Source organism: Ensifer sp. SL37 (assembly GCF_026672675.1).
GTDB lineage: Bacteria > Pseudomonadota > Alphaproteobacteria > Rhizobiales > Rhizobiaceae > Ensifer > Ensifer adhaerens.
On the sequence record NZ_JAPPRN010000001.1, the window covers coordinates 1,196,079 to 1,219,066 of the forward strand.

General features: G+C 64.6%; 19 protein-coding genes and 1 riboswitch. Of the genes, 11 read left to right on the forward strand and 8 right to left on the reverse strand.

All coding sequences use genetic code 11. The features are described 5' to 3' along the window. The first annotated feature begins 56 nt into the window (after positions 1-56). Together OVA00_RS05410 and OVA00_RS05415 are read left to right on the forward strand one after the other, a co-directional pair. Positions 57-1,301, forward strand: coding sequence for a Gfo/Idh/MocA family protein (locus OVA00_RS05410; protein ID WP_268088292.1), 1,245 nt, complete (start codon positions 57-59; stop codon positions 1,299-1,301). Positions 1,302-1,550: 249 nt separating this feature from the next. Continuing rightward, positions 1,551-2,387: a universal stress protein gene (locus OVA00_RS05415; protein ID WP_060601710.1), complete on the forward strand. Its 837-nt coding sequence runs from the start codon at positions 1,551-1,553 to the stop codon at positions 2,385-2,387. Between the two features lie 46 nt (positions 2,388-2,433). Here the strand turns inward: OVA00_RS05415 and OVA00_RS05420 are convergent, their stop codons facing one another. Beyond that, positions 2,434-2,883, reverse strand: a complete 450-nt coding sequence (locus tag OVA00_RS05420) for a pyridoxamine 5'-phosphate oxidase family protein (protein ID WP_034805669.1) — start codon at positions 2,881-2,883, stop codon at positions 2,434-2,436. Positions 2,884-3,111: 228 nt separating this feature from the next. Between OVA00_RS05420 and OVA00_RS05425 the strand changes: the two genes are divergently transcribed. The 3 genes from OVA00_RS05425 (at position 3,112) to OVA00_RS05435 (ending at position 6,780) form a co-directional block, all read left to right on the forward strand. Further along, on the forward strand, positions 3,112-4,590 hold the full coding sequence (locus OVA00_RS05425) for an SLC13 family permease (RefSeq protein WP_268088295.1): 1,479 nt from the start codon (positions 3,112-3,114) through the stop codon (positions 4,588-4,590). A gap of 172 nt (positions 4,591-4,762) precedes the next feature. Beyond that, positions 4,763-5,935 carry a glycerate kinase family protein gene (locus OVA00_RS05430; RefSeq protein WP_034805670.1) on the forward strand — a complete coding sequence of 391 codons (1,173 nt, stop codon included), beginning with the start codon at positions 4,763-4,765 and terminating at the stop codon, positions 5,933-5,935. 137 nt (positions 5,936-6,072) lie between these two features. Further along, positions 6,073-6,780, forward strand: a complete 708-nt coding sequence (locus OVA00_RS05435) for a class I SAM-dependent methyltransferase (protein ID WP_060530419.1) — start codon at positions 6,073-6,075, stop codon at positions 6,778-6,780. Positions 6,781-6,804: 24 nt separating this feature from the next. On the opposite strand, the gene OVA00_RS05440 is transcribed toward OVA00_RS05435, so the two are convergent. Then, positions 6,805-8,187 carry a S8 family serine peptidase gene (locus OVA00_RS05440; RefSeq protein ID WP_246812548.1) on the reverse strand — a complete coding sequence of 461 codons (1,383 nt, stop codon included), beginning with the start codon at positions 8,185-8,187 and terminating at the stop codon, positions 6,805-6,807. Between the two features lie 157 nt (positions 8,188-8,344). On the opposite strand from OVA00_RS05440, the gene OVA00_RS05445 reads away from it, so the two are divergent. Then, positions 8,345-8,887 (forward strand): RNA polymerase sigma factor, encoded by a 543-nt coding sequence (locus OVA00_RS05445; RefSeq protein WP_034805673.1) that lies wholly within the window; start codon positions 8,345-8,347, stop codon positions 8,885-8,887. After that, positions 8,884-9,696, forward strand: a complete 813-nt coding sequence (locus tag OVA00_RS05450) for an anti-sigma factor family protein (RefSeq protein ID WP_268088299.1) — start codon at positions 8,884-8,886, stop codon at positions 9,694-9,696. The genes OVA00_RS05445 and OVA00_RS05450 overlap by 4 nt, the downstream gene beginning before the upstream one ends. Before the next feature lie 52 nt (positions 9,697-9,748). On the opposite strand, the gene OVA00_RS05455 is transcribed toward OVA00_RS05450, so the two are convergent. Next, positions 9,749-10,231: an Lrp/AsnC family transcriptional regulator gene (locus OVA00_RS05455; RefSeq protein WP_034805679.1), complete on the reverse strand. Its 483-nt coding sequence runs from the start codon at positions 10,229-10,231 to the stop codon at positions 9,749-9,751. 155 nt (positions 10,232-10,386) lie between these two features. On the opposite strand from OVA00_RS05455, the gene OVA00_RS05460 reads away from it, so the two are divergent. Genes OVA00_RS05460 through OVA00_RS05470 form a run of 3 tightly spaced genes read left to right on the forward strand, consistent with a single transcriptional unit; the run spans position 10,387 to position 14,038 of the window. Further along, a complete protein-coding gene (locus tag OVA00_RS05460) occupies positions 10,387-11,592 on the forward strand; it encodes a diaminopropionate ammonia-lyase (protein WP_060530422.1) in 1,206 nt (401 codons plus the stop codon). A gap of 2 nt (positions 11,593-11,594) precedes the next feature. Then, entirely contained in the window at positions 11,595-12,770 is a 1,176-nt protein-coding gene (locus OVA00_RS05465; RefSeq protein WP_090296983.1) for a M20 aminoacylase family protein, read from the forward strand. 29 nt (positions 12,771-12,799) lie between these two features. Further along, positions 12,800-14,038 carry a Zn-dependent hydrolase gene (locus tag OVA00_RS05470; RefSeq protein ID WP_060530424.1) on the forward strand — a complete coding sequence of 413 codons (1,239 nt, stop codon included), beginning with the start codon at positions 12,800-12,802 and terminating at the stop codon, positions 14,036-14,038. A gap of 172 nt (positions 14,039-14,210) precedes the next feature. Here the strand turns inward: OVA00_RS05470 and OVA00_RS05475 are convergent, their stop codons facing one another. The 4 genes from OVA00_RS05475 to OVA00_RS05490 form a co-directional block, all read right to left on the reverse strand. Then, complete coding sequence (locus OVA00_RS05475; protein ID WP_090296833.1) at positions 14,211-14,744, reverse strand: hypothetical protein; 534 nt, start codon at positions 14,742-14,744, stop codon at positions 14,211-14,213. A gap of 455 nt (positions 14,745-15,199) precedes the next feature. Further along, complete coding sequence (gene thiC, locus OVA00_RS05480; protein ID WP_268088304.1) at positions 15,200-17,023, reverse strand: phosphomethylpyrimidine synthase ThiC; 1,824 nt, start codon at positions 17,021-17,023, stop codon at positions 15,200-15,202. A 90-nt stretch (positions 17,024-17,113) separates the two neighbouring features. Then, positions 17,114-17,242: riboswitch (TPP riboswitch) on the reverse strand. 97 nt (positions 17,243-17,339) lie between these two features. Beyond that, positions 17,340-18,704 (reverse strand): sigma-54-dependent transcriptional regulator, encoded by a 1,365-nt coding sequence (locus OVA00_RS05485; protein WP_268088306.1) that lies wholly within the window; start codon positions 18,702-18,704, stop codon positions 17,340-17,342. A 3-nt stretch (positions 18,705-18,707) separates the two neighbouring features. Continuing rightward, a complete protein-coding gene (locus OVA00_RS05490) occupies positions 18,708-20,576 on the reverse strand; it encodes a sensor histidine kinase (RefSeq protein ID WP_442780444.1) in 1,869 nt (622 codons plus the stop codon). A gap of 233 nt (positions 20,577-20,809) precedes the next feature. On the opposite strand from OVA00_RS05490, the gene OVA00_RS05495 reads away from it, so the two are divergent. Then, complete coding sequence (locus tag OVA00_RS05495; RefSeq protein ID WP_034805703.1) at positions 20,810-22,135, forward strand: dicarboxylate/amino acid:cation symporter; 1,326 nt, start codon at positions 20,810-20,812, stop codon at positions 22,133-22,135. A 79-nt stretch (positions 22,136-22,214) separates the two neighbouring features. On the opposite strand, the gene OVA00_RS05500 is transcribed toward OVA00_RS05495, so the two are convergent. Continuing rightward, positions 22,215-22,934, reverse strand: coding sequence for a helix-turn-helix transcriptional regulator (locus OVA00_RS05500; RefSeq protein WP_268088310.1), 720 nt, complete (start codon positions 22,932-22,934; stop codon positions 22,215-22,217). Positions 22,935-22,988 lie beyond the last annotated feature (54 nt).

Below are 22,988 nucleotides of genomic sequence, written 5' to 3' on the forward strand. Positions count from 1 at the left end.
GTGCGGTTTTCCGCCCGCACCCCGCCGTTACCAAAATCGATCAATGGGAGAAGAGAATGACACAGCTACCGAAGCAGACGCTGCGCGTGGGTTTCGTCGGATCGGGCTTCATCGCCCATTTCCATCTGAAATCGATGATCGGCGTGCGTAATGTCGAGGTCACCGGCGTCTTCAGCCGCAAGGCCGAGAACCGCGAGAAATTTGCAAATGAGGTCGAGGCGCTTGGTCTCGGCAGCTGCCGCACGCATGAAAGCCTGGAAGCGCTGCTGACTGCCGATGACGTCGACGCGGTCTGGATCCTTTCGCCCAACTACACCCGCATCGACGTCATGCGTTCGCTGCACAAGGCCGTCAAGGACGGCCGCAGCAAGGTCTTCGCCGTTGCCTGCGAAAAGCCGCTTGCCCGCACGGTTGCCGAAGCCCGCGAGATGCTGTCGCTGGCCGAGGATGCCGGCCTCAACCACGGTTATCTGGAAAACCAGGTTTTCTGCACGCCGGTGCTGCGTGGCAAGGAAATCATCTGGCGGCGCGCGGCGACGACCACCGGGCGCCCCTATCTGGCGCGCGCGGCCGAGGAACATTCCGGCCCGCACGAACCCTGGTTCTGGCAGGGCGACAAGCAGGGCGGCGGCGTGCTTTCGGACATGATGTGCCACAGCGTCGAGGTCGCGCGCTACCTGCTGACGGCGCCCGGTGCGCCGCGCAATTCGCTGAAGATCAAGGCGGTAAACGGCACCGTCGCCAACCTCAAATGGACGCGTCCCCACTATGCCGAACAACTGCGCAATCGCTTCGGCAACGAGGTCGATTATCGCAACCGGCCGTCCGAGGATTTTGCCCGCGCCACGGTGACGCTCGAAGACCAGGACGGCAACGAGCTGATGATCGAGGCGACCACCTCCTGGGCCTATGTCGGCGCCGGCTTGCGCATCCAGCTCGAATTGCTCGGACCGGAATATGCGCTCGAATACAATTCGCTCTCTACCGGCCTGAAGATCTTCATGTCGCGCGAGGTCAAGGGCTCGGAGGGCGAGGATCTCGTCGAAAAGCAGAATGCCGAGCAGGGCCTGATGCCGGTGCTCGAGGACGAGGCCGGCGTCTACGGCTATACCGACGAAAACCGCCACATGGTCGAGTGCTTCCGCAAGAGCGAAAAGCCGCTCGAAACCTTCGAGGACGGCCTTGCTGTCGTCGAGATGCTGATGGGGCTTTACCGGTCGGCAGAAATCAACGCGACGCTCAACTTCCCGGCGCCGGAGCTCGAACATTACGTGCCGGTCGTCGCGCGCCGGGGTGCCTGACGACTGAAGTTCAGGCCCGCGCGGTCGAGGCCGTGAGGCCGAGTTTGCGGAGCAATTGGGCGGCGGAGGCAATGACCGTCTTCGCCGGCCCGCCCGCAACGAGGGCGGTCGGCGTAGACGCCTGCGCGTAGAGCCCCCCATAATTATACGCTTTCCTCCATGATCCCGGTTGACGGGGATCAATGTCGCCGGGTGCGCATTTGCCTAGGCTGACTCAGTTCTTAAGTCCGGTCGCGAGGAGGAAACGCGATGACATACAAGACAATTCTCGCCGTGGTCGGCGTCGATCATTCCGCAGACGATCTGCGTGCCGCGGCACAGGTCTGCGCTTCGGCAAACGCTCACCTCTCCCTGTTGATCGTCAAGCTCGCCGCTTCTCCGCCGATCGGCGATTTTGCCGCCGCCATCTCGATTGACTGGCTGAACGAACGTCAGCGCGAGGTCGACAAGCTCGAATCCTGCGTGGCAAGCGCAACCGACGTTCTCACCCGGGAAGGCATCTCGTTCAGCGTCGAAACGAAATACACCGAGGCTGCCTGGGCCGATGACGAGATCGGCGAGCGCGCACGCTATGCCGACCTGACGCTCGTGGGCGACGGCCTGATGCTGGACCCGGAGCTACGGTCGCGCACCATCGACGGGACGCTGTTCAACTCCGCGCGACCGGTCCTCGTCCTGCCCAAGGGCAAGCCCGCGCGGCTTGATCCGAGGACGGTGGTGCTTGCCTGGAACTCCCGGCTGGAAGCGGCCCGTGCGGTACGCGAAGCGCTCGACCTGCTGAAGGGCGCCAAGATCGTCCACGTGACGATGGTCGACCCGCGTTCCGCCTACGGCAAGAACGGCGAGGAACCCGGTGCCGATATCGCCGGCTACCTTGCCCGGCATGGCGTTTCGGTTTCCGTCGAGCGGCTGCCGAGCGGCGGGCATCGGGTCCATGACGTGATCAATCGCTTCGCTTCCGACGTGGCCGCCGATCTGATCGTCATGGGCGCCTATGGCCACTCCAGAATGCGTGAACGCGTCTTCGGCGGCGTCACCCGCTCGATGCTCGAAAACGCAGTGGTACCCGTGCTGATGGCCCATTGACAGGCACGGCCGAGCGCGCAGCCATCTGACTGCGCGCCGACGGTCATCAACCCACAGTGGCTGCCCGCCCGGTCACCTCATCGATCTCGATTTCGAAGAAGAGATGCGGCGAGGCGCCGGTAATTGCCTGATCGCCGGGCTTCAGACCGCCCGGTTCCCACCAGTTCACGCGCTGTTCGAGAAGCGACCAGGCGTTCATGCGCTCGCGATGCCATTGTTTCGTATCCGGCAGTTCCTGATAGCGGCCGTAGATGACGACGCTTCGCCAGTCCTTCCGGTCCGTTGCCGTGTCCATTTGAATGCAGACGCGGGGAGTGGCCCGCATCCAGTCGATCTTCTGCCCGGGCATCGAAAAGCCGTAGAGCCTGTTGGCGGCAAAAGCATATTGGATGGGCACGACATAGGGCTGGCCATCCCGGACGCACCCGAGGCGGGCGATGTGGTTCTCGGCGACGAGGTCGATGCATTCCTGCCGCGACATTTCCCTGATCAACATGAAACTCTCCTTTTGAAAGAGGTCATCTGGCACCAGTCTCTGCCTGTCAGGAGAACAGGCATTGATCTCGCTCAATTCGGGCTTTCGGGCCTCCAGCGCCGAAAATTGTCGGGCACGAGCGGAATAAACCGCCCGACACCCCGTTTGCCCTCCCACGAAATCAGCCCGGTGGCTTTCGTGCGGCGCGGTTGCCGCGCGAGCCTGGGCCAGCAAAAAGGGAGCGTAGCTATGACCATCAGCCCGCTGATCGCTTCGGAAAAAGACCTCGTCACCCTGAACGCGGCGGTAGCCGAACGCATTGACGGCCATATGCCGGTGAGCCAGGTGCGCCTGCTCGCCGGCGCAATGCTCGTCGCCTTTGCCGCCGTCCTGATCTTTCTCGCGGCCGACGGCCTGGCGCTGCCGATGCGCCTTTCGCTGATGGTGTTTGCGACGACGCTGATCTGCTGGACGATCTTCGACCTGCCGGAAACGCCGGTGGCGCTTGCCGGGGCGGCGGCTTTGGCCGTGACCGGCGCCGTCGGCGAAGAGGCGGTTTATGCCGCGCTTGGCAACGACATCGTCTGGCTGATGATGGCGGCATCGGTGATCGCGGCGGTGCTGCAGGCATCTGGTCTCGTTGAGCGGCTCGCCTTCCGGCTGCTTGCCCGTTTCCGCGATGTCAGCCGGCTGTTCTGGGTGGTGACGCTGACGATCTTCGTGACTGCCTTCGTCATCCCCTCGACCTCGGCGCGGGCGGCGATCTTCATGCCGGTCTTCCTGGGGCTTGCCTCGACCATCGGCCGCCCTGGCGTCACCCGCGCGCTGGCCCTCCTGTTCCCGTCGGTGATCCTGCTTTCGGCGGCCGCCTCGCTGACCGGCGCTGGCGCCCATCTCGTTGCCGTCGATTTCATTCGCCGCAGCGGCGGTGAGGCGCCGGGTTTTCTCGGCTGGGCCTTGCTTGCCGCGCCCTTCGCGCTGCTGACGAGCCTCCTTGCCTGCGGCCTGATCCTGCGCTTCTTCCTCGACGATGCCGACCGGAACTCGCGCTTCGACCTGCCGGCCGCGCCTACGGAGAAACGTCCGTTTTCGGCGCGCGACAAGGCAATCCTTGCCGTGACCGCTGCGATCGTCGCAGCACTCGCGACCTCGGACCTGCACGGCATCGCGCTGCCGGTGGTGGCACTCGTCGGCGCTCTTGTCCTTGCGTCGGAAAAGATCTCCGGCATGCCGTTTCGCAAGGCGCTGAAGGGTGTCGAGTGGAACCTGCTTCTGTTTCTTGCCGGCACGCTCGTCATCGGCGAAGCGCTGCTGTCGACCGGCACGGCGACGGAACTTGCCGATCGCCTGATCGGTGCCTTCGGCCAGATCGGCAAGCCGCCGGCGTGGCTGGTCGTGCTTCTCGCCATTGCGGTCGCGACCTTTGCCCATATCGTCCTTGCCTCGCGAACGGCTCGCGCGACAGTGCTCATTCCGGCCGTTGCGCTGCCACTGGCGGGCTTCGGGGTCAGCCCCGCCAGCCTCATCATGGTCACAGCCATAGGTAGTGGCTTTTGCCAGACGCTGATGGTTTCGGCGAAGCCCGTAGCGCTGTTCGGAGGTATGGAACCACCCGCTTTCAGCCCTTCCGATCTCCTGCGCTTGGCCTTGATGCTGGCGCTCCCGTTCATCGCGTTGCTTGCCCTGTTCGCGCTTGTGATCTGGCCTGCAGTCGGGTTGGAAACATGACGATAAGCAACTGATATAATGTCATTTTAAGAGCCGAAGCGTCTGTCGCTTCGGCTCTTTTCTTTTTCTTTTCGTAAAAGAAAGAATTCTGCATTTCGGCCGGAATAAACGTGGCGAGCTGCCGTTTCTCCCTTGCATCCGCATTGTCACAAAAGTGCAAGGAGATTGTCACATGTCACTTACCATTCTGGTTGCACCGTCCGGTTTCAAGGAAAGCCTGTCGGCGGAAGAAGCTGCCAACTGCATCGAGAAGGGCGTGCTGCGCGCCTGCCCGAGCGCCGAGGTCCTCAAGGTGCCCATGGTCGACGGCGGTGAAGGCTTCACCAAGGCGCTCGTCGCTATCACCGGCGGCAGCCTGCACGAACTGACCGTGACCGGCCCGCTCGGCGAACCCGTCGCCTCGCATTTCGGTTTCCTCGGCGGGCAGTCCGAACGCACGGCCGTCATCGAAATGGCCGCGGCCGCCGGTTTGCGACTGGTCCCGCGCGATCGGCGCAACCCCTGCCTCACCACCAGCTACGGCGTCGGTGAGCTGATCCGGGCGGCCCTCGACGCCGGCGCCCGCCGTATCCTGCTTGGCTGCGGCGACAGCGGCATCAACGATGGCGGCGCCGGCATGGCCGCAGCCTTGGGCGTGAAGCTGCTCGACCGGAAGGGCAAACCGCTTGCGCCCGGCGGTGCGGCACTGGCGTCGCTGGCGCGCATCGACATTTCGGGCCGCGATCCGCGCCTCGCCGAGGTTCGCATCGACGCGGCCGTCAACTGGCACAATGTGCTGCTCGGCGCACGCGGCGTTGCCCGTGTCTTCGGGCCGCAGAAGGGCGCAACGCCGGAGCAGGTGGAACTGCTCGCGGCTGCGATGGAGACCTATGCCGCAGCCATCGAGACGGCAACCGGTATCGCGGTCGGCGACGTAGCGGGAGCGGGCGCGTCCGGTGGTCTCGGGGCGGCGGTCATGGGGCTGCTCGGCGGCGCGCTGCATCCGCGCTACGACATCGTGATGCGCTATCTCGATCTCGACAGCATGATCGCCAGGGCCGATCTGGTGATCACCGCCGAAGGCAGCCTCGACGGGCAGACGCCGTTCGGCAAGGTGCCGGCCGAGGTCGGGCACAGGGCCAAGGAGGCGGGCCGCCCCGTGATCGCTCTCGCCGGTACGATCGGCAAGGGCGTGACCCTCAATTTCGAGCACGGCATCGACGCCTTCGCCTCGATCCTGAAGGCGCCCTGCACCCTCGACGATGCCATCAACGCGGCACCGAAACTGCTCGTGCGCGCCGCGGAAGACGCCGTGCGCATGGTGCGCGTCGGCATGCTGCTCAACGAACGCGGACTGGCTGCCTGACAAAACGGCCACACTCTGGCGGGCCGGCGGCGCTGCCGTCTCCCGCCGGAGCCGCGCGGCGGCTACGTCATGCAATCGCCAAGGTTGTCCTCGCAGTCTCCGTAAACGCAGGACGGATCACGAGGACCAAACGTAAAATGTCAAATGGATGGGAGGAGTCGGCGGCTGCCTGGATTTCCGGGCTGGGCGCCGAGGGGGATTTTGCGCGGCGCTTCGTCCTCGATGCGCCCATGCTCGAAAGGGCGCGGCAAAGCGGGGCAAGGGCTGTCCTCGATGTCGGGTGCGGCGAGGGGCGGTTCTGCCGGCTGCTTTCGGCGGAGGGGCTGAGCACCGTCGGCATCGATCCCGCCGGGTCGCTCGTTAGTCAGGCGAGGCGTCTGCATCCGGATGGTGACTATCGCATCGCACAGGCCGAAGGACTGCCTTTCGCGGAGAAGACTTTCGATCTGGTCGTTGCCTATCTCAGCCTCATCGACATCGCCGATCTGGATGCGGCGGTTGGCGAGATGAACCGGGTTCTGCGCCCGGGCGGTCATCTGCTGATCGCGAACCTGACCAGCTTTTACAGCGCCAGCAACCCGACCGGCTGGCGCGATGGCGGCGATGGCAAGCGCAGTTTCATGATCGACCACTACATGGATGAACGGTCCGATTGGATCGGCTGGGGCGATCTTCGGGTCATGAACTGGCACCGGCCGCTCAGCACCTACATGTCGCTGTTGCTGGGAGCGGGCCTGCAGTTGCGCTATTTCGACGAACCACTGCCGCGTGGCGGCGAACCGGAACAAAGGGACCTCTTTAGAAGGGTCCCCCCGTTCCTGGTCATGGATTGGCAAAAGCCGTAGTTCAGTGCTGCCCGCTCGACGCTGCTACGAGCGGCAGAGCTCGCGGGCATTGAGAACGCCCCAGCCGAACACGGGATCCTTGCCCGGCGCGCCGAGGTCCTGCGCCGTCTCCGTGACGAGTTTTGCAACTTCCTGGGCCGACAGCGACGGATGCGAGGCCCTGAGAATGGCGGAGGCAGCCGTGACGAAGGGGGCGGCAAAGGATGTGCCGGTCTTGGGCGCTGCCCCCTCGATCGAGGCTGCCGTCCAGACACTCGTGCCGAGTGCTGCGACATCGATATGGTCGCCGCGCCCGGCGCGGCGATAGGGCTTGAAGTTGCGGTCGACCGCGGTGACCGCGATCATCGCCGGATAGGCGGCGGGATAGACGGGTTTAGCCCGCGGGCCGTCATTACCTGCCGCCGCCACCTGGATGATGTTTCGCTCGGCGACAAGCGCGACGGTCTTTTCGAGCAGCAGATTGTGTGGCCCGGAGAGGCTCATGTTGATGACCGCGACCTTGCGCGAGGCCAGCAGATCGATGGCGCGTACCAGATCGTAGGTCTCGGCGATATCGCTCTCGCCGCCCTTACGCTGGAAGGCGTCGACGGCGATCAGGTGGGCATTGCCGAGCAGGCCCGGCGCGCGACTGTCCTTCCGCCCGGCAATGAGAGCTGCGACCGCGGTTCCGTGCTGGCGGCCGGATTCCGGTGCCTCTTCCTCCGCCAGCCTGACGATGTCGAGCCTGACGTCTTTCAGTGAGGGATGGGCGGGGTTGATCGCCGTGTCGATCAGCCCGATCGGACCGGCAGCCGGGCACGCGGCGCTGGCGTCGGGCCAGCCGATGGCGGTGCGGACGAGCGCGCAACCGCCGTCGGCGCAGGGAGCCGGTGAGGCGGTGCCTTCGTTCGGCTCGAAATAATGGTTGAGATCGGCGATTGCTCCGGGCGTCGCATCCGCGACCTGCCGGAGGGCATCCTCGAGCGTCATGCCGCGGGGGGCGCCGAGCTTGACGATCTCTGTCGTCGAAAGCCCGAACGGCTCTCGTGCACGCACTGTGAAGCCGCTTTCCGCAAGGCGCTGGATGGCGGCATCGTTGAGACCGAGCGCGATGATTTCACCGGGAACATGGGTTGCCCGGCGCGCTGCCGGACGCTGGCGCACGACGCGGCGCTCCGGCGTTCCGCGGAAGAGATCGAGCAGATTGCCGCCTCCCCGCCAGGTGTTGCTTGAGTCGCGATCGCCTGAGCCGCGGGACGAACCGCCACCGCCACCATCGTCATCGTCGTCGTCCGCCTGGGCCTGACTGATTGAGGCAAAGCGAACGGTTGAATTGCCATCGTTACTACCGCCAAAGGAGAGATCCCCAGCACCGGTTGCCAGGCCGCACAACGACAGGACGGTCAGTCGAAACAGGCGTTTTTTCAAGGTTTTCTCCTTGTGTAGCGGCATCCGAAAACGAAAGCTTACCGTGAACGGACGGACCATAAGTGGTGACTTTCGGGTGTAGTTCCCATAACGCTCAACGGATGAATGGACAAATTATTCCACCGGTGACGAAGGGTAGCGCCAAAAGGAACGCCCGATGACGGATCCGACCATCGTCTTCGGCGAGCGCCTGGTCGCGTTTCTGCCGAACCTGCGCCGCTTTGCCATTTCGCTTTGCCGGTCGCGCGATGTGGCCGACGATCTGGTGCAGGCGGCCTGCGAAAAGGCGCTTGCCGGTTCGGACCGCTTCGAGGAAGGCACGCGCTTCGACGCCTGGATGTTCCGCATCCTGCGCAACCTCTGGATTGACCAGCTGCGCCGGCAGAAGACCGCCGGCCCGACGGAGGAGATCGAGGCGCAGGCCGAACTCGCCGTTCCTTCCGGCGAGGCCGGGAGCGAGGCGCGCATGGCGCTGAAGAGCGTGGCGGCTGCGATCGACGGCCTGGTGCTCGAACAGCGCGAGGTACTGATCCTCACCTGCGTCGAGGAGCTTTCCTACAAGGAGGCAGCCGAGGTTCTCGGCATTCCGATCGGAACCGTCATGAGCAGGCTCGCCCGGGCGCGTAAAAATCTTGCGGAGGCAACGGGAATAGAACCGCCGGTCGCGCGTTCACAGGACATGAGAGGCGGGACAAGATGAGCGACACGGAATTCAGCGATGAGATCTTGATGGCGTTCGCCGACGGCGAACTCGACGAGGCGACAATGCGCCGTGTCGAGGCGGCGCTGGAAACGGACGACGAATTGATGGCGCGCGTGGCGATGTTCATGGAAACGCGCGCCGCCGCAAGCGAGGCGCTGAAGCCGGTGCTCGACGAGCCGGTGCCGGACGAACTGGTTGCCAAGGTTCGAGCCATGGCGGCGGCCGCAGGCGACGCGCAACGCGCGGCGGATGCGCCTGCTACAGTCGGCGATAATGTCGTGGCCTTCCGGCGCCCTGCGGATCAGCCGGCGTCGCCGAACGGTAGCCCCTCGCGGTTTCTGATGGCGATGGCAGCGTCGCTGCTGGTGGTCGTCGGCGGCGCTGGCGGCTACCTGCTTCGCGGCGGTGGGCTGGCGGATCCAGGCGGGGTGCCGGGCGCGATGCAGGTGGCCGGCACTGTCGGCCCGGCGCTCTCCGCCATCCTCGACAAGGCGGCTTCGGGAGACGAAGTCGCCGTTGGAGAAGGGCAGGGGACGGTCCGGCTGGTATCGGCCTTCGAGCTCGGCTCGGGGCAGCTCTGCCGCGAATATGAACTCGCCCAGCCCGGTGAGCCCGGTCTGGTGTCGGTCGCCTGCCGCAAGGCGTCGACCTGGCAGACGCGGCTCGCCGTCGCCAAGCCGGAAGGCGGAGACGGCTATGCGCCCGCCTCTTCGCTTGAGACCGTCGATGCTTTTCTGACATCGATCGGCGCCGGGCAGCCGCTCGATGCGGACGCTGAGAAGAAGGCGCTCTCCGGCAAGAAATAGACCGTGAATTCCAACGTCTGTCGGGCAATCGCTGCGCGCTTCCGGCTTTATCCTAGAGCGGAACCGAAAGCCCGACCTTCACCGGATCCATCGTCACGAAGGTGCGGAAGCGCTTGATGTTCGCATTGCCGAAGAACATGCGCCGGGTGAAGGCCTCGTAGTCGGCCATGGTCGGCACGATGACGACGAGCATGAAGTCGACGTCGCCGGTGACATAGTAGCATTGCTGCACCTCGGGTGCCGCCGTGAATGCCGCCTTGGCCGCATCGAGCAGGGCGATCTGCTCGCTTTCGACCTCCACCTCCACCAGGATCGTCAGCGCCTGATTGACGCTGACCGGGTCGATCAGCGCGACATTGGCGCGGATGACGCCGGTTTCTTCCATGCGCTTGATCCGCCGCTGGACGGCGGGCGCCGACAGATTGACCGCCTCGCCGATCTGGCGCTGCGGCGTCGTATTGTCCTTCTGCAGGATGGCGAGAATCGCAAGATCGAAGCGATCCAGTTCGACCTGTGGCTTTTTCGACGGGGCCATCCAGTGCCTTTCGGTTCCTGCTCTCCGGGCGCTGAAGGTGGAACCCCACGTCACGGCACCCCATTCGCTTTACAAACTTGCATCCGCGCCGGCTATTTAGAGCGCATTTCTCGGCAGCGATGAAATAGATTTTCGTGGTCTACGGAGATTGCACCATGTTTCTCGCCAATACCCATGCCGATTTCGGCCACTCGCTACTGCCCGCGGATGCCGACATGCTGTCGCTTGCCGCCACCGCCCGTGTCGAGCAGCAGCTTGCGCGCCGCCCCGACCATCGGCCGACGCCGCTTCATGCCTTGCCCGCTTTGGCGGACGAACTCGGTATTGCCGGCATCTTCGTCAAGGACGAAGGCCATCGCCTGGGTCTCGGCAGTTTCAAGGCGCTTGGCGGTTCCTATGCGGTGATCCGGCTGGTGGTCGAGGAGGCAGAACGGCGTCTCGGTCGCAGCATCGATCTCGACGATCTCGACCGGCCAGAGGTTCGGGCAATTGCCGCCGCCCAGACCTTCGGCTGCGCCACCGATGGCAATCACGGCCGCTCGGTTGCCATGGGCGCCCGGCTTGTCGGCGCGAAAGCGGTGATCTTCGTGCACGGAGGCGTCAGCGAAACGCGCATCGAGGCGATCGCGGCCTATGGCGCGGAGATCGTCCGCGTTGCCGGGACCTACGACGATTCCGTCCGGGAGGCCGCGCGGGTCTGTGACGAAAATGGCTGGACCGTCGTCTCGGACACCACCTGGCCGGGCTACGAATACATTCCCGGCCTGGTGATGCAGGGCTACACGGCGCTGCTGAGCGAGGCGCTGCGGCAGATGGAAGAGCCTCCGACGCATGTGTTCGTGCAGGCGGGCGTTGGCGGCATTGCGGCGGCGACCGCGGGGCATCTGGCGCTACGTTATGGCGCGGAGCGTCCACGTTTCGTCGTCGTCGATCCGGCGCGCGCCGCCTGCCTCTACGAAAGCGCCAGAGCCGGACATCCGGTCAAGGTGGCGCATGGCGAGCCGACGATCATGGCGATGCTCGAATGCTACGAGCCGTCGCTTGTCGCCTGGCGTATCCTGTCGCGCGTCGCCGATGCCTTCATGACCGTCGACGAGGAGGATGCCGTTTCGGTGATGAACCGGCTTGCGCGGCCGACAGGCTCTGACCCGGCGATCGTGTCCGGCGAAAGCGGCGGCGTCGGCCTGGCCGGGCTGCTTTCGGTTGCCCGCGATCCAGCGCTGCGGGAAACGCTCGGACTGACCGCGCAGTCGCGCGTCTTCGTCATCAATACCGAGGGTGCGACGGACCCAGAGCGTTATGCTGCCTTGGTCGGCCTGTCGCCCGAGACCGTCGCCAACACATCGAACGAAAGAGGATGACCATGGCGGGAATGGATTTTGACCGGCTTGTGAAGGACATGACCGCCTGGCGCCGCGACCTGCACGCGCACCCGGAATTCGGTTTCGAGGAACAACGCACCTCATCCTTCGTTGCGGCAAAGCTCAGGGAATTCGGGCTCGACGAGGTGGTGGAAGGTGTCGGTGGTACCGGCGTCGTCGGTCGGCTGAAACGCGGCAGCGGCAACCGCGCCATAGCGCTTCGGGCCGACATGGATGCGCTGCGGATACCGGAACAGGGAGAGCTTCCCTATCGCTCGACGAAGCCCGGCACCATGCATGCCTGCGGCCATGACGGTCACACGGCCATGCTGCTTGGCGCCGCCAAGATGCTCACCGAAGACGGCGGCTTCGATGGTACCGCATGCTTTATCTTCCAGCCGGCCGAGGAGTGGGGCAAGGGCGCGCTGGCGATGCTCGACGACGGACTGATGGAACGTTTTCCCTTCGACGAAATCTACGGCCTGCACAACATGCCGGGGCTGCCGGTCGGCCGTTTCGAAACCCGCGTCGGCGCCATCATGTCGGCGGAGGACAATTTCGAGATCGTGCTCAAAGGCGTCGGCGGGCACGCGGCGCGGCCGCACTGGGGCAACGAGACGCTGGTCGCCGCCTGCGCCACCGTCGTCAATCTGCAGACGATCGTGTCGCGCCGCCTCTCGCCGACGGATATCGGTGTCGTTTCGGTCACCGAGCTTTTGACCGACGGCACGCGCAACGCGCTGCCCGGTCTCGCCCGCATCCTCGGCGATGCCCGCAGCTTCCGCCCGGAGGTCAGCGCCAAGATCGAAGCGGAGATGCGGGTGATCGCCAAGGGTACGGCGGATGCCTATGGCTGCGAGGTCGAGGTCAACTACACGCGCGAGTTCGTGCCACTGATCAATGACCCGGCCCTGACCGGCCACGCCTTTGCCGCAGCAGAAACGGTGTTCGGGACCGGGAATGTCGCAACGGCCGCCGAGCCGATGACCGGCTCGGAGGATTTCGCACGCTTCCTTGAGCACGTTCCGGGCTGCTTCGTCTTCATCGGCAATGGCGAGACATCGGCGCCGCTGCACAATCCGCGTTACGACTTCAACGACGACGCCCTGATCTTCGGCGCGCGTTATCACGCCGAGATTATCCGGCAGAGACTGGCGTTGGCTGATAGCCGGCCATGAACCAAAATCCGCATGAAAGCAGGAATAACATGTCATTTCCTTCCATCGACGCCGCGCGCCTCTTCGGGCGCATCCGCGAGCTTGGCGAAATCGGTCGCGATGCAGAAGGGCGACTGACCCGGCTGGCCGGCTCCGACAACGACAAGGCCGGCCGCAACCGCCTCGTCGCCTGGATCGAGGCGGCGGGCCTCGATGTGGCCGTGGATCAGATTGGTAACATCTTCGGCATCTGGCGCAGCGAGGAGAACAGCGGCGAAGCGCCGATCATGCTCGGCTCGCACATCGATACGGTCATCAATGCCGGCATCTATGACGGATGTTACGGCGTACTCGCCGCGCTCGAAGTAATCGAGACGCTGAAGGACCGTGGCGTGACGCCGGCCCGACCGATCGTCGTTGCCGCCTTTACCAATGAGGAGGGCGTGCGTTTTGCGCCCGACATGCTCGGCTCGCTCGTCTATGCCGGCGGCCTGCCGCTGGACGCAGCGCTCGCGACCATCGGCACGGATGGCTCGTCGCTGGGCGAGGAACTCGAGCGGATTGGCTATGCCGGCAACATCGAGCCGGGGTTCCTCAAGCCCCACGCCTATGTCGAGCTCCATATCGAGCAGGGGCCGGTGCTGCAGCGCGAGGGCTTTTCGATCGGTGCCGTCGAGAACCTGCAGGGCATTTCCTGGCAGCGCGTGACGATCGATGGCGTCGCCAACCATGCCGGCACCACGCCGATGGCAATGCGTTCCGACGCCGGTCTCGCGGCCGCCCGTGTCGGCCTCTTCCTGCGCGAGCATATTGCCCGGTCGAACGCGCCGAGTGTCGCGACCATTGGCACCATGCGTTTCGAGCCCGACGCGATCAACGTCATCCCATCGCGTGCCGCCTTCACCGTCGATCTGCGCGATCCGGACGAGGATCGGCTGCAGGCGCTCGAAGCGGCGCTTGCGGACTTTCTGGTGCGCATCGGCGCGGAAGAGGGGGTAACGATCTCGGTCGAGCGGCTGGCACGCTTCCAGCCGGTCGCCTTCGATCAGGGCATCGTCGCAGCGGTCGAGGCTTCGGCGAAGGCGCGAGGCCTCAAGAGCCGGCGCATGACCTCGGGCGCCGGTCATGATGCCCAGATGATCGCCCGCATCGCGCCGACGGCGATGATCTTCGTTCCGAGCCGCGACGGCATCAGCCATAATCCGCGCGAACACACGGAGCCGGATGATCTGGTCGCCGGCGCCAACGTGCTGCTCGATGTGGTCGAGCGGATGGTGAGTGGTCGCTAGAGGGCTATAGGGCTATAGGGACGTTGCGCGTTCGTTGATCGAACGGGATCGATAGCGCGCCTCCCGCTGCTCCGTCATGCCAGGGCTTGGCCCAAGCATCCAGGCGCAGACGCTTCTATGTCTGCGATAAACAGCACACGGCATCCTTCGGCGCGACGAAGCAGACATCTCTTCAGGGCTCTGTTCTGGTGTGACCCGCGCTTTTGCGGGATCCCGCATCGCTCTTCTGCCGGGTGGAAGACTCTGGCCCGCTCCCCTCGGGAGGCTCTTCCGGTGTCCGGCGAAAAAGATTGAGGAAACTGCTGCCGCCGTGCCATACGCTGCCGGTTGGTCCGTAATCCCGCCCGTCGCGCGATGAGGATGAGTGGCGCTCGCTGTCTCCGCCGCTCAGGCCGCTTCCGTCGATGACGCCGCCTCCACCGCCAGCCCCGGTCCCGCCGGGCTCGCCGCCCACGCCGCTACCATCGCCGGAGCCCCAATCGCCGCCACCCTCTGTGCCGTTGCTTCCGCCGCTCCCGACGTTTTCGCTACCTTGGTCGCTGCCGCCCGCGGCACCTTCACCATTCGTGCCGCCGGCATCGGCGTCGTCCGCATGGGCAGCGGAAATCCAGGAAAGGCCCGCGGCAAAGCCCCGGTCACCGTTGAGGCGCGGCAGATCTCCGCCGAATGCTGCAAGGGCTCCTATGGACAAGGCCGTCAGTCTCAACAGGCATGTCCTCAAGTCATTCTCCTTGTGCAAACGGCGTTCTTGCGTCGTCCTGCAGGACTTTTGCGCGGGTACAGTTCGGCTGCCCGCCGCGAATGAATTTCGCCGACAGCGACTTTTGCGTGCGCCTTGCATATCGTTCAATCGATGTGGGGACAAGCTATTGGGGGGACGGGCGACACGGAGCGCAAGGTGCGGGCCTCTGGCGGCGGCCACGACATACAGATGATCGCCCTCATCGCTGAGGCGTCGCGAGAGGGACAGAGGACGTTGCATGTTTGTTGATTGAACGGGGTCGTTGGCGCGCCTCCCACCCTCCGTCATGCTCGGCTCAAGCCCAAGCATGACGGAGGAGGAGAGCCTTGGCGATCGCCGCTTCCGCTTCCGAGGCGGGAGGCGCAGCCCTGAGTGAACTGAAGGGGCCGTGACTGGCCCCTTCAACGAGTCTCTGTCGTCTACTCGGCCGCGCCAGCCGCCCCTTCCACCGGCATATAGAGGTCGCCGCCCTCGCGGTATTTCGCGGCCATTGCCTCCAGGCCTTCCTTCTGCGCTTCTGCGCGGATGTCGTGCGAGATCCGCATCGAGCAGAATTTCGGGCCGCACATGGAGCAGAAATGCGCGACCTTGTGCGCTTCCTTCGGCAGTGTCTCGTCGTGGAAGTTACGGGCCGTCTCCGGGTCGAGCGAGAGGTTGAACTGGTCCTCCCAGCGGAATTCGAAGCGCGCGCGCGATAGCGCGTCGTCGCGCACCTGGGCGGCCGGATGGCCCTTGGCGAGATCGGCGGCATGGGCGGCGATCTTGTAGGTGATGACGCCGACCTTGACGTCGTTGCGATCGGGAAGACCCAGATGCTCCTTCGGCGTGACGTAGCAGAGCATGGCGGTGCCGAACCAGCCGATCATCGCCGCGCCGATGCCCGACGTGATGTGGTCGTAGCCGGGCGCAATGTCCGTCGTCAGCGGTCCGAGTGTGTAGAACGGCGCCTCGCCGCAGACGGCGAGTTGCTTGTCCATGTTCTCCTTGATCTTGTGCATCGGCACGTGGCCGGGGCCTTCGATCATCACCTGACAATCCTTGGCCCAGGCGATCTTGGTGAGCTCGCCGAGCGTTTCGAGTTCGGCGAATTGTGCCGCGTCGTTGGCATCGGCGATCGAGCCGGGGCGCAGGCCGTCGCCGAGCGAGAAGGAGACGTCATAGGCGCGGCAGATGTCGCAGATTTCCTCGAAATGCTCGTAAAGGAAGCTCTCGCGATGGTGATGCAGACACCACTTGGCCATGATCGAGCCGCCGCGCGAAACGATGCCGGTGACGCGATCGACGGTGAGCGGGATGTAGTGCAGCCGGACGCCGGCATGGATGGTGAAATAGTCGACGCCCTGTTCAGCCTGCTCGATCAGCGTGTCGCGATAGACTTCCCAGGTGAGGTCCTCGGCAATGCCGTTGACCTTTTCCAGCGCCTGGTAAAGCGGCACGGTGCCGATCGGAACCGGTGAGTTGCGGATGATCCATTCGCGGATGTTGTGGATGTTGCGGCCGGTCGAAAGGTCCATGACGGTGTCGGCGCCCCAGCGCGTCGCCCAGACCATCTTTTCGACCTCTTCCGCCATCGACGAGGTGACGGCGGAGTTGCCGATATTGGCATTGATCTTCACCAGAAAATTACGGCCGATGATCATCGGCTCGGATTCCGGATGGTTGATGTTGGCAGGCAGGATCGCGCGGCCGCTGGCAATTTCCTGGCGCACGAATTCGGGTGTCACGTGATCGGGGATGTGGGCGCCGAAGCTCTCGCCGTCGCGGACTTTCGCACGCGCCGCGTCGCGGCCGAGATTTTCGCGGATCGCCACGAACTCCATTTCCGGCGTGATGATGCCGGCGCGGGCATAGGCAAGCTGGGTCACTGCGCGGCCGCCCGTGGCCTTCAGCGGCGCATGCTGGAACGGGAAGGTCGGTGTCAGCCTGTCGCCGCTCACAAAGCCGTTGTCCTCGGGGCGGACCACGCGTCCCTCATAGGTTTCCACATCGCCGCGGTCGACGATCCAGTTGCGGCGCAGCCGCGGCAGGCCGTCCTCGATGCGGATCTCGGCGTCGTCGGCGGTGTAGGCGCCGGAGGAATCATAGACCGTAACCGGTTGCTCGCCCGACGTCGGGTGGAGCGCAATCTCGCGCATCGGCACGCGGATATCCGGATGAAGCACGCCCGGCTTGCGGATCTTGCGGGAGGCGGGAAGCGGTCCTTGCGTGACCGTGAGGGCTGCGGGTTTGGTGGCAATATTCATGACGAGGCTCCAAGTTTGCAATTGGAGACCCAGTTCTGATGCCGGAAAGATGAAAGACGCTCCGCCAGATGCTGGACGCACGGGATCCTGGCTTCGATATCTGCACCGTCCCTACGCCAGTATGAACTGGATCAGGTTCAACGGGTCACTGCGCCACAGCCGGCAAGCCGGCCATCCAGCAGAATCTCAGCCCCTTGCGGGACCCCCCTGGTGAATGCCTAGATCATAGCCATCGATCGGCCCGGGTCGTCAAGCGTGAATTCGCCTGCCGACAAAGATGCACCTATTGCGTGTGGTGACGGATTCGGGTTTGACGCTAGCGGCCGGCCTTTTCCGGTGCGGCCCGCTCGGCGTAATCGGCACGGTTGATGCCGTGGCGCTGGAGCTTGTCGTAGAATGTCTTGCGCGGAATGCCGAGCGCCTCGATCGTCGCCTTGACGTCGCCGCGCTGAGCCCGCAACACCTCTTTCAGGATCTCCGCCTCGTAGCGTTCGAGCCGTTCCGGGAGCGCAAATCCAGGCTGTTCGGCGGGCGCAATCGGCTGTCCCAGCGGACCTTCGACACCAAGCGCCACGCGTTCTGCAAAGTGCGAGAGCTCGCGCACATTGCCCGGCCAGGCATGCGTCATCAGATGTCTCTGCACGGCCGATGTGACCACAGGCGCGTCGCGCTTGAAGCGCTCGGCCGCCCGGGTCAGGAAGTGCGAGAAGAGCAGCGGGATATCGTCTCGGCGTTCGCGCAGCGGTGGGATCGACAGCGTTACGACATTCAATCTAAAGTAGAGGTCTTCCCGGAAATCGCCGCGCTGCGCCGGGTCGCCAAGATCGATTTTGGCAGCCGCGATGACGCGGATATCGACCGGACGAACGTGGTTGGTGCCAAGCGGCGTGATTTCGCGCGCTTCCAGAACGCGCAGCATCTTCACTTGAGTCGCCGGTGGCATCGCCTCGATCTCGTCGAGGAACAGCGTGCCGCCGCTCGCATGCTCGATCCGGCCGATGCGCTTCTTCAAGGCGCCGGTGAAGGCGCCCTGTTCGTGGCCGAAGAGTTCGCTTTCGATCACCGTTTCGGGCAGCGCCCCGCAATTCAGCGCCACGAAGTTGCCGTTGCGGCGTCGGCTCCAATTGTGGAGCAGCGTCGCCACCACCTCCTTGCCGCTGCCCGTCTCGCCGGCGACGAGCACGTCGACATCGGTATCGGCAATGTGCCGGATCGTCTGGCGCAAACGTTCCATGACCGGCGTCTGGCCGATCAGCGGCAGGCTGTCGCCGGCCGTCTCGGCGGCGCGTTTCAGCGCGCGGTTTTCCATCACGAGCCGGCGTTTTTCCAGCGCGCGATGCACGCTCTGCACCAGCCGGTCGGCGGCAAAGGGTTTGGGGATGAAGTCGTAGACGCCATCCTGCAGCGCCTGCACTGCCATCGGGATGTCGCCATGGCCGGTCACCAGGATCACCGGCAGATCCGCGTCGAAAGCTTCGATGCGGCGGAAGAAGGCGAGGCCGTCGATGCCCGGCATGCGGATATCGCTGACGACGACGCCGTCGAAATTCGCATCCAGCGTCTTCAACGCTTCGGCAGCGCTGGCAAAAGGGGTAACGGCGAGGCCGGCGAGTTCCAGCGTCTGCGTCATCGCCTTGCGCAGATGGTTGTCGTCGTCGACGAGATAGACGGTCGGCTGCATCGCTCAGGCCCTCTTCAGGCGAACCGTGAAGACGGTGCCCCTGTCGCTGGTTTCGACGGTGATATCGCCGCCATAGTCGGCGACGATCTCCTTGGAGATGGCAAGGCCGAGGCCGAGCCCTTCATCCTTCGAGGTGTTGAACGGCGTGAACAGATCCTCGTGGATGTGCAGGGGAATGCCTGGGCCGTTATCGGCAACGACGAGCAAAACCGTCCCGGACGGGCTGTCCTCGCAGCGCACGCGGATCTCGGCGTCGCTGCGCGTGCCGAGCGCTTCCAAGGCATTTTGCAAAAGGTTGATCAGCACCTGCTCGAGCCGGATGCGGCTGCCGAGGACGCTGAGGCCATTTTCCGGGAGGTCGATGACGATCGCATCCATGCGGCCGGCAAAGCGGCTGCGCAGCAGCATCATCGCCCCCTCGATCACGTCGCGCATGGGCGTCGGCTCGGCGACGAAGCGGCCCTTGCGAGCGAAGCTTCTGAGTTCGTCGGTGATGGTGCCGACCCGATCGGTCAGTTCGGCGATGCTGACAAGGTTCTCGACCGCGGTCTGCTGCTGGCCGCGTTCGAGGAAGGTGCGGGCGTTGTCGGCATAGGCGCGGATGGTCGCGACCGGCTGGTTGATCTCGTGGGCGACGCCGGCCGCCACCTGGCCAAGGATCGCCAGCCGGTTCGCCTGAACCAGTTCCTGCTGCACCGCCTGCAGCTTCTCGCCGGTACGCCGGTGGTCGGCGATCTCCGTTTCGAGATGATCGCGGGCAAGGCTGAGGTCATGTGTGCGCTCCGCCACGCGGGTCTCCAGCTCGTCGCGCGCGGCGCGATCGCGCGCAGACACCAGTGCCAGCGTCTGGCGGCGGCGCAGGAGGACCGCGGTAAAAGCGAGCAGCGGTGCGAGGAGGGCCAGGGCAATCAGCCGGGCCTCGCGGGTTGCCGCCGAGATCGCGCCATCGAGCGGTGCTAGCTGCTCCAGCCGCCAGCTGGTGGTCGGAACCATGGTTTCGACCCGGAGGAACCGACGTTCGCTTTCGCCCGGCAACAGTGCGCGCAACTCGCTGGAGCCATCGCTGGTCGGCTCGATGTCGCGGAAGGGCAGCGGCAGCAGCGAGGCATCGCCAAATTGCAGGCTGTCGCGGATGGCGGCGACGCGGTCGCGTGGAATTGTTCTGGTCGTCATGAAGCGCCAGGAGGGGAAGCTGGTGATCAGCACGATGCCGCGCCGGTCGGTGACGTAGACCGGCTTGCCGGAGGCGAGCCATTCGGCTTCCACATCGTCGAATTCGAGCTTGGCGACGACGACGCCGATCGGGCCGTCAGGACCCTGGACCCGACGCGAAATGTAGAGGCCCGGCCGCTTGCTGACGTTGCCCATGGCGAAATGCTCGGCCTTGCCGTCGCGCATCGCCATGCGGAAATATTCGCGGAAGGCATAGTCGTTGCCGACGAAACTCGTCGGCTCGCGCCAGTTGCTGGCGGCGACCGCGACGCCATCAGGGCCGATCACGTAGATGACAGCGGCGTCCGTGTTGGTCGCCAGCGCCTGCAGCTTCTCGTTCAGCCGTTGCAGCGCCTCTGTGCCGCGGGTCGAAAGGGCTGCCTTCACCTCGACATCGTCGGCCAGCACCAGCGGCGTCGAGCGTTGGCGTTCGAGTACGGCGCGCAGCAGCGAGGCCTTCAGATTGGCATCGATCCGGCTTTGGGCATCGACAGTTTCGAGCGCCTGGCTTCGGCCGTACTCGCCGGCAAGCAGGAGCGCGGCGACAAGCAGCGCGACGGCAAGGCCGGCAAAGACCAGCCAGGTGCGGCGCATCGACTGGTCGAGATCTGCCGGATTGAGGGGGGCGGACAGGGCGTTGAACATGGCCCAATTGTGCATTTTTTCGCTCAGTCTTCCAGACGGCTTGTGCGGAAATCCGCTCAACTCTTTGTGCGCACCGAGCCGCCTGCACAAAACATCCTCATCAATTCAAAGGCTTTTTTTGGTTCCTGCCGCGGCCAACTGGCACGACCGTTGCAAATGACATCCTCATGACAGCCCGCGCTGTCGCGCATCGGAAATTGACCCGGGAGGCCCGGCATGACGCCGGACTGGGTCCAGTGGAGGATCTCATGATTATCGAACAATCCGCGGAACCGCGCGGCAAGACACCTTTCTATCGCCATCTCTATGTCCAGGTTCTGGTTGCGATCGCCGCCGGCATCCTGCTCGGCCATTTCTATCCGTCGCTCGGCACCGAGCTGAAGCCGCTCGGCGACGCCTTCATCCGTCTCGTCAAGATGATCATCGCGCCGGTCATCTTCCTGACAGTCGCGACCGGCATCGCCGGCATGACCGATCTTGCCAAGGTCGGCCGCGTCGCCGGCAAGGCGATGATCTATTTCCTCACGTTTTCGACGCTCGCGCTGATCATCGGCCTGATCGTCGCCAATGTCGTCCAGCCGGGCGCCGGCATGCACATCGATCCGGCCTCGCTCGACGTCAAGGCGGTGACCACCTATGCCGAAAAGGCGCATGAGCAGACGATCACCGGCTTCCTGATGGGCATCATCCCGACGACGCTCGTCGGCGCCTTTGCCGATGGCGACATCCTGCAGGTGTTGTTCATCTCCGTGCTCTTCGGTCTGTCGCTTGCCATGGTCGGCAAGAAGGCTGAGCCCGTCGTCGACTTCCTGCACGCGCTGACGCTGCCGGTCTTCAAGCTCGTCGGCATCCTGATGAAGGCCGCCCCGATCGGCGCCTTTGGCGCGATGGCGTTTACCATCGGCAAATACGGCGTCGGCTCGATCGCCAACCTGGCGATGCTGATCGGCACCTTCTACATCACGTCCTTCCTCTTCGTGTTCGTCGTTCTTGGCGCGGTCGCCCGCTACAATGGCTTCTCGATCGTTGCGCTGATCCGTTACATCAAGGAAGAACTGCTCCTGGTGCTCGGCACGTCCTCGTCGGAAGCCGCTCTTCCGGGTCTGATGAGCAAGATGGAAAAGGCCGGCTGCAAGCGCTCGGTCGTTGGTCTGGTCATCCCGACCGGCTATTCCTTCAACCTCGACGGCACCAACATCTACATGACGCTGGCCGCGCTCTTCATCGCCCAGGCGATGGATATCCCGCTGTCGCTCGGCGATCAGGTGCTGCTGCTTCTCGTCGCGATGTTGAGCTCCAAGGGTGCTGCCGGCATCACCGGCGCCGGTTTCATCACGCTGGCTGCGACGCTTTCGGTCGTCCCGGCGGTGCCGGTCGCCGGCATGGCGCTGATCCTCGGCATCGACCGCTTCATGTCGGAATGCCGCGCGCTCACCAACTTCGTCGGCAATGCGGTCGCCACGATCGTCGTTGCGAAGTGGGAAGGCGAACTGGATGAAGCGCAGATGGCCGCGGTCCTTGGCGGCCGTGCGCCGGAGGCGCTGCCGCAGCCGGCCTTGCAGCCGGCGGAATAAGTTTGCCTCCCAAGGCATGACTGCAAAAAAGCAGTCCGAACGCGGTCCGTGGCAACACGGGCCGCGTCGTCGTTTGCGGCTATTGGCCGCTCAGCGTCATCTTCGATGTGTCCGGCGCGCCAGCGTTCAAGAAGCCGATGAACTCCCGGAGCATCGGCACCCGACGCGGACGGAAGCTCTCCTCCGTCGTGCTGACATCGACGATGCGGTCGACGCGGAACTTGCGGTAACCTTCTCGAAGGCAGCACCAGGCGAGAAGCACCAGAACCCGTTCCAGATAGACGATGGCAAGCGGCAAAACCTGCCGGTCGGTCCGCTGCCCCAAGGCATCCACATAGCCGATGATGACGGCGCGTTCCTGCCAGGAGGCTTCGCGCAGCAGGGAGACATCGACGGGTGGCGGCCCTCTCCTGTCGAAGCGATAGACCTGCGAGACCGCATGAAGCGCCTGGCGTTGCAACCGATCGGGCAGTGTCGCCGTTATCTTGGAAAGGACGGCGCGTGCCGCCGCGGCAAGATCCGGCTCGCCCATGTGCTGCACCTCGGCAAGGCCGAGCACCAGCGCCTCGATCTCCAGGCGGGTAAAGGTTTGCGGCGGCAAGGCGATATCCTCCGTCAGCCGGTAGCCGAAGCCGCGCTCGCCATCGATGACGGCGCCGGCGGCGCGCAGGCTGTCGATGTCCCGATAGAGCGAGCGCAACGACACGCCGGTTTCCTCGGCAAGGCGGGCCGCCGTTGCCGGGGAGGGGAGTGTGCGCAGCGCCTGGAGCAGGCGGAACAGACGATCACTACGGGCCATGGCTGAAAGATAGACGAACCCTACTGACGAAAACTGGCAGTTGGCCGACTGTAT

Coding starts and splice junctions, on each gene's coding strand:
- OVA00_RS05410 (WP_268088292.1), top strand. CDS start 57: ATGACACAGCTACCGAAGCAGACGCTGCGCGTGGGTTTCGTCGGATCG.
- OVA00_RS05415 (WP_060601710.1), top strand. CDS start 1,551: ATGACATACAAGACAATTCTCGCCGTGGTCGGCGTCGATCATTCCGCA.
- OVA00_RS05495 (WP_034805703.1), top strand. CDS start 20,810: ATGATTATCGAACAATCCGCGGAACCGCGCGGCAAGACACCTTTCTAT.
- OVA00_RS05500 (WP_268088310.1), bottom strand. CDS start 22,934: ATGGCCCGTAGTGATCGTCTGTTCCGCCTGCTCCAGGCGCTGCGCACA.
- OVA00_RS05420 (WP_034805669.1), bottom strand. CDS start 2,883: ATGTTGATCAGGGAAATGTCGCGGCAGGAATGCATCGACCTCGTCGCC.
- OVA00_RS05465 (WP_090296983.1), top strand. CDS start 11,595: ATGGCGGGAATGGATTTTGACCGGCTTGTGAAGGACATGACCGCCTGG.
- thiC (WP_268088304.1), bottom strand. CDS start 17,023: ATGAATATTGCCACCAAACCCGCAGCCCTCACGGTCACGCAAGGACCG.
- OVA00_RS05430 (WP_034805670.1), top strand. CDS start 4,763: ATGTCACTTACCATTCTGGTTGCACCGTCCGGTTTCAAGGAAAGCCTG.
- OVA00_RS05485 (WP_268088306.1), bottom strand. CDS start 18,704: ATGCAGCCGACCGTCTATCTCGTCGACGACGACAACCATCTGCGCAAG.
- OVA00_RS05425 (WP_268088295.1), top strand. CDS start 3,112: ATGACCATCAGCCCGCTGATCGCTTCGGAAAAAGACCTCGTCACCCTG.
- OVA00_RS05490 (WP_442780444.1), bottom strand. CDS start 20,576: ATGCACAATTGGGCCATGTTCAACGCCCTGTCCGCCCCCCTCAATCCG.
- OVA00_RS05450 (WP_268088299.1), top strand. CDS start 8,884: ATGAGCGACACGGAATTCAGCGATGAGATCTTGATGGCGTTCGCCGAC.
- OVA00_RS05445 (WP_034805673.1), top strand. CDS start 8,345: ATGACGGATCCGACCATCGTCTTCGGCGAGCGCCTGGTCGCGTTTCTG.
- OVA00_RS05435 (WP_060530419.1), top strand. CDS start 6,073: ATGTCAAATGGATGGGAGGAGTCGGCGGCTGCCTGGATTTCCGGGCTG.
- OVA00_RS05460 (WP_060530422.1), top strand. CDS start 10,387: ATGTTTCTCGCCAATACCCATGCCGATTTCGGCCACTCGCTACTGCCC.
- OVA00_RS05455 (WP_034805679.1), bottom strand. CDS start 10,231: ATGGCCCCGTCGAAAAAGCCACAGGTCGAACTGGATCGCTTCGATCTT.
- OVA00_RS05470 (WP_060530424.1), top strand. CDS start 12,800: ATGTCATTTCCTTCCATCGACGCCGCGCGCCTCTTCGGGCGCATCCGC.